Here is a 6,000-nt window from a genome sequence, read left to right as displayed (position 1 = left end):
TTTTGTTATAGTAATGCCGTCTTGACCGGCGTCTTTTACTATTACCTCGATCTTGCCTCTTCTCTCTTCTTTATTCTTCTTCGCTTGAGCGTTTCTTGTTATGAACGCTTCGGGAATACGCGAGACGACAGTAACTTTTTGGGCGGTTTCGATAGGTTTAAATCTATTCATAACCGCTTGCCGTATCTCTCTTTGGCCGTCTACGGTCAAATTCGTATAGGCTGTTTTCCCGCGGACAGCGTCGTCGAACGACTCTTCAGTGGAAACGCCATGCATTCTTTCTACGATAGCGTCGATCAATAAGTCCCGTGTCGTGCCCTCAAGGATTTTGACACGTTGCGCGGCGGATGGAACATGTTCGGTAGAAGCGGGTTGCGACGCGATTTTTCTCAGTTGCGAATTAAATCCTCGTAGCTCAGCGGGCGTTGGTTCACGTCGCGTTATCGTGTTATCGCTTGATATCGCTATCGTCCAGCGCGTATCGCCCAGCTCTACAACCGCCACAGCATCGCTAATCCGGATGGCATTTATATCGTCTATAAGTTGAATAAATTTCTCGAGAGCAACCGGACTAAAGTTCGTCGTCGTCGCTATATGCTGGTCGCCATAACCTTGTTCCTGGCTTTCCAAACCAGGTTTGTAGAAACGGTTTCCTTTGCCCAAACCTGGTTTGGAAAACTTTTCGCTGGAACCTTCTGCCGCACCAGGTTCGGAAGATGGTTTCTTTACTATCCCCTTCTCCATAAGGGCCTCGTACGACCTGCGATAGCTCTCGATCCACAGCTTCTTGACACTGGCGATGTCTTTACGCTCTATGGCCGCCTGGCCTATGGATACAACCACTATCTCTTTAATAAAGCCTTCTATCTTCTTGGGGTCCTGGATGCCGTCTTTTAAGTAGTTATCGGTTAATAGCTGGTACTTACCCGATTCCAATAGCTCTTCATAGTTGTCTTTCTTATTGGTCAGTATAGCTACGTAGGGCCTTTCAGGCTTTGAGGCGTCGAACTTAGGTAATATTACTAAATAGGAGGTCTCTTTCTGCTTTAGTAGCTCGGATATACCTTTGGTGTGGTAGCCGCCTGTGATAAGGGCCGCTACTGTCTGGCCTTCTTTATTCATACGGGATATGGTGTTATTCAGGATGACGTTGTTACGTCTTTCCGCGGTATTGTAGAATTGTATGGCTATGGGCAGATTCGAGAAGATGTTATCGAGGTCGTAACCATCGTCACCAGTACAACCGCGTAGGTTACCTACGCGGTTACCGGAGGTGTAACCTACGCGGTTACCTGTTTCCTCAATGAATTGGGCAATCGTATCCGCATTCCATGTCTTTAAGCTCTTGGCCAAGTATTCGAAGTCGGAGTTGGTAAGTTTAAGATCGAAGATGTCTTTGATAAAGTTAGCGCACTTCAATAGGTCGTGTAACTTCCTCTGGTCGGGGGAAGTGTAGAGCCTGTCTTTGATGGCATCTTCCAATACTTTAGCCTCTTCGAATATCTCGAGTAAGTCTATCGACTCATAGAGGGTGATGTAGTCGGTGAAGTTTATGAGGTTCTTGTACTTTAAGGGTGATACGTTGTTGTCATTGGCCAGTCCCTGGAGGAATACGTAGTATTCGCCCTGGGTTATCTTGCCCTGTTTGAATGAGAGGGAGTTTAATACGAGCTTCTCCAATTCTGTCTTAGTTATCGATTTACTTAAGACGTCGATTAAGGCATCGCGCTCTTTGTTGGCCTTATCGAAGGAGATCTCTTTTTCAAGCTTTATAGATTCGACGAGTTTTGAAAGGTTGGGAAAAAGGGGACTGTCCCCGAAGGGGACTGTCCCCTTGGACTGGGACATTTTTCCATTTATATCTATACCGACCTTTGAGGCAAGAGCGCTTATATACGCCCATCTGTCTGTAAAAGATACCTTGCCGTTGGTGTTTAATACGGAGTTATCCTCGAGGGCTTTTAACTCTTTGGAGTAGACCTTGTCTTCTATGGCTTTGAGGGTATTTATAAGACCTGTGATGTCTTTCCGGACAGACTGATTAGCCTCGTATATCTTCTTGAACTCTTCAACGTTAGCTTTGTATAAATCTTTGTCTTCTATGCCGTATAAAGCGATATTCTTGTTACTTGTAACCGAATAGAACTCTCCGGCCGACATCTTACCTTTCTGCATAAGATATTCTGCGGTGTTCCTGCGGATTCCTTCGTCGGGGAATGTCTTTAAGATCGAGGTATCGATGTAGCCTGATGAGCCTTCCACAGCTACGAGCTTAAGATCGTAGTTGGTAACTAACGAGTCGAGTATCGAGGATATGGATTCCTGGGCGGCTAAAGATGCGTGGGCGTCCTGGATCTGAATCACGGTTTTTGATTTTGATTCAGATTCATCCCGAGCAAGGCCAAAATTATCCTTCTCGACACGGTCTTCGGCCAGGCTCGAAGAATAATTTTGGCCGCGTCGAGGGATGGATGAGGCTTTGTACGCCTCTTTTACCGTAGCTATGTCTTTCGGTATTGCTATATTAGCATTTAAAGAAATGGGAACTGTCCCCGAAGGGGACTGTCCCCATTTCTCATTAACCGGCTTAGACCATACGGGCTGTCCATCCTGCGCCCATACCACATCTTGGTATATAAAGCAAAGGGTCAGAGTTACGGCCACCAGCCTCATCCACCACTTATTGTGCGGACTTCTCCAGTCCATGATGAGAGAGGCGTTGCCGAGCTCCTCGCGTGTGCCAAGCGTATTTTTTGAGTGCCAAGCTTCTAACAAAACTGCCTCCTTATGCCAAGTCTTCTGTTTTTCCACCCCGGGGTGGAAAATATAACTTTTTTAACGTTTACATAATTATACCATATTAAATCGGCATGTCAATATGGTAAATCTAACTATTTTATACCTTAAAATAGTCCATCCCCGCTCTTGAAGACCGCTTGGCAAAAGCCCTCAAGAAACGGGGATGGTTTGTTAGGGTAATCTCCCTACCCTTGTTACAAATCCTAAATTACGCCGCGGCGGCCAGTACCAATATCGCCGCGCGATACGTCTCTATCTCCTCGGCGTAGTTGATCGGCACGATCGGTTGTAGATACACATACCGGTTGGTCTCCTGATCATAGGCAAGACCCTGGATACCGAGCTCTTCCACCGCGACACTATCAGGCGGTAGTTGCAGCATCCTGACTAATACCTTTTCCGTATTCATCGTGACAAGGACATTCTTGCCGCCTATGGTGACTGACGGCACTTCCAATAGCTTGCCTTTAGTAGGCCTACCCTTAATCTGGCCTACAGCCGCTCTTATGCCTATCTTTGCTTCATTTAATCCGGGCGTAGACTTCGCTATCTGCGCGACTATCGTATCGTTGTCATAGCCCAGGGCATTACCGTCAATGAGCTCTATGTTTGCCATGTTCAGGCCGAGCGCTCTTATGAAAGCTTCGGCTTGCTGAGGCGTTTTGTAAACTTCGCCGTATATGAGCGATGTTTTGCGGCCTTCCGCGGCGTTACGACGTACATCATCGGCGAATTCAAGCGACTTGGCGGCTATTGTGTCTGTCGCGGCTGTGGCGATGGCCGAGTCTTCTTTTCTCGCGGATGGATTGAATCTCGGGGAATGATTATTCGCGAATGACGTAAGATTCTGGCTCTGGGTTACTACGAGCCCCGCTAACCGGGCTATCTTCTCTTTTTTAACCGAATCTTTGACGGCTTCGCTTACCCTTGAGAATATTTCCGCGGCGTTTAAGCTCATGGCATCATCGCCGAGGATATCTTTAATGAGGTCAGTTATCTCTTTTACCAATGCCCTGTCTATATTGGCTGTAGCCAATACGCCGGAATAGTTTGTGGCGAGCTTCGCTAATAGGATGTGCTCTTTTATGGCTTCCTCGGAGATATCATTATCTATGAATATCCTCGCTGTGCCTCTACCGGCGGACTCATCGGCGAATGAGGCGATATTATCGACGGTTACCACTTCGTATTTACCGCCTGCCGAGCTGAGGATAGTTTCGATAGCCGCCTTGCGTGTAGTGATTGCCGAGGGCGGTATTCCGACGGTGATTTTCGAAGAGATAACCGCCTTCTTTATTTTTATCACCGCGGCTATACCTAATGCCGCTATAATAATAACACCCGCCAGCCAGTGTGGCATTCCGATGGCATCCAACGAATTATTTATTACCTGATTCACAAATGACCCAAGCGGTGTAGAGGCCGCTACGGCAAGTATGCTTATAGCGGATGCCGCAACAACCTGCTGTTGCGAAACTTCCGCGGCGGCTTTAAGCGCGGGCGCATATACGCGCACCGCGTATCTTTCCTCCATCGCCTTGGCCGTAACCGCCTTCTTACTCAGAGCGCCGTAATTCGCGGCCGTGTACGAATTATGCATCAATTGCTTCCACGCGGGATTTGTGCCTCTTTCGTAAAATAGCCGCGAACAAATTGTGAGCTTATTAAATACATCGGCCGGGGCATCTGCGTAGAATCCATCAATATCGGCCTCGAGGCCTTGCGGCGTCATCTTTGTATATGAACCTATCAGGAATCCGTTGCCCTCAAGAGTAGCTTCATTAAATTCCGTAACCCATTCGGCAGGGCCGGCGCCGTTAATCGAAACTGTAACGCCTCCGTTCATACCCGATCTTTGGTCGGACGTACCGCACGCTTCTTCCAACGGACGCGGTATAGTAAGACATACATCAGAGCCTATCGCCTGCATCTTTAGTAATTTTGCGTCGGAATTCGGGACGTAAACAAAGTTGCCGTCATATTTCGCATGCCATGACTTGAAGCGCTTGACCCAACCATGTTCATACTCCGGGCCGGCAATCACCATCTGCATATCCAATCCGCGTATTTCGGTCTTGCCGGCGAATAGCATATCGAGTATTCGGTTAGCTTTAGCGTGCATATCCCGGTTATAGCGCCTATTGGCATCCGCGCCGCTCATAGCCGGGATATCTTCCATCCATATCCTCATTAATTTTTCCCTGGTAAAGACCTCGCCCCTGCCGGAACAGATTATAGGAACTATAAACCTGAGTATCGGATACTGGCTCTTATATTCCACAAGCCGTCTTACGAGCCATACCGTCGGCTTATCCGGATTAAGCTTCACTCCGGTTCGCGCTTCTATTTCTGCGTAAGCCTCTTTTTTGCCCTTCTCGTGAATATCATATAACGCGTTGGAGTCCGGAACATTATTACCGGTTTCAGCATTTAAAAGCTCCCGGTTTTTCCATGTATTACCGGAACCATTTAATATCCCTGTAACTTTTTTATTAAACTCATTCCCGTAAAGGGCTTTGAATAAGTTTGTGGTCGCTAAAGCATGCTCTTCGCTTACAGCGTTCATCTCATCTGCCAGTTTAAAAGCCGCGTAGCAGAAATCGACTATCATCCTGTACTTACAGCCTGCCGCATTAAAACGCTTCCAGCTATCCGCGTCGGCAGGTTCACCCTTTTCATTCAATCGCACGCCTATCGCGCTAAGCGATGCTGGGCTGATAGGGTGATCTTCGCTATCGAGTATATGCCTCTTGAGGAACATACTGCCATATTGGCCCGCGACTTCTGCGGGTATTTCGAGAATGGCCCGCATGCGGTCTATATTCGCATTGTACATGTGCTCCGGCTGATGCATCTCCATACCGGCGGAAACAAGCGTATGGTTCGTCAGCACAACTTTCATATTTTTGTTTTCAAAAACAGATTTGCGGCTTGAGCCAAGGTTTTCCCGCGCCCATTTGGCTTTCGCTATATCCGCCTTAATAAGAGCCGCGGCTACTACGGTATGCGCTTCGTTCAAATGTAAAATATCCGGAGGTAGCCCGAGTTTTTCCATTAACTGGAAGGCCGCTTTCCCGAAAACGATCTCTTGCGTATAGCGGTGCAGGCGATTATCTGTATATAAACTGTCAAAGACCATTGGCATTGAGAGTACATACAAAGGAGTTCCGCCGCGATTTACGACATAAACCTCTACATCAT

General features: G+C 47.5%; 2 protein-coding genes (1 of these 2 only partly in view). Both read right to left on the bottom strand.

Annotated elements, in window-relative coordinates:
- A partial coding sequence (locus tag PHS46_06265) for a hypothetical protein (protein MDD3906112.1) occupies positions 1-2,775 on the bottom strand: 2,775 nt, incomplete at its 3' end.
- Positions 2,776-3,007: 232 nt separating this feature from the next.
- A protein-coding gene (locus tag PHS46_06260) for a glucoamylase family protein (GenBank protein MDD3906111.1) crosses the window boundary here: on the bottom strand, positions 3,008-6,000 show its 3' portion. It continues 24,445 nt past the right edge of the window; only the last 2,993 of its 27,438 coding nucleotides appear in the window; its start codon lies beyond the right edge, outside the window; its stop codon occupies positions 3,008-3,010.

It is taken from the genome of Candidatus Omnitrophota bacterium, from assembly GCA_028699255.1.
In the GTDB taxonomy this organism is placed as follows: Bacteria; Omnitrophota; Gorgyraeia; order 2-01-FULL-45-10; family 2-01-FULL-45-10; genus FEN-1322.
This window is presented reverse-complemented; position numbering and strand designations above follow the sequence as displayed.